General features: G+C 69.1%; 1 protein-coding gene. It reads left to right on the top strand.

What is annotated here, in order from left to right; genetic code table 11:
• Positions 1 to 17: 17 nt before the first annotated feature.
• The coding region (locus MPC4_RS20820; protein ID WP_210253702.1) for an EAL domain-containing protein at positions 18 to 447 on the top strand (430 nt) is incomplete at its 3' end.

A 447-nucleotide genomic window follows, 5' to 3' on the forward strand; every position in this document is an offset into this window, starting at 1 on the left:
GCGCGGCACTCTACGACATGGACCATGTCGTGCCGCAGCTGCTGCAGTTGCGCCGGCTCGGGGCGACGGTGTCGCTCGACGACTTCGGCACCGGCTACTCCTCGCTGTCCTACCTGCGGCGGCTGCCGATGGACACGCTCAAGCTCGACCGCAGCTTCGTGAGCGGCATGATGACCGACCCGGGAGACTTCGCCATCGTGAAGGGCGTGATCGGGCTGGCGGACTCCTTCGGTTATTCGATCGTCGCGGAAGGCGTCGAGACCGAGGCCCAGGGCGCGGCCCTGCTGGATCTGGGCTGCACCCTGGCCCAGGGATACCGCATCTCCCGGCCGATGGCGGCGGAGGAGTTCCCCGGCTGGGCCAGCGCCTGGCGCGCCCCCGACGGCTGGCGCCGTCCTATCCGATCAGGTCCTTCACCTGCTGCAGCGCCGAAGGATCCTCCATGGT

It is taken from the genome of Methylocella tundrae, from assembly GCF_901905185.1.
In the GTDB taxonomy this organism is placed as follows: Bacteria; Pseudomonadota; Alphaproteobacteria; order Rhizobiales; family Beijerinckiaceae; genus Methylocapsa; species Methylocapsa tundrae.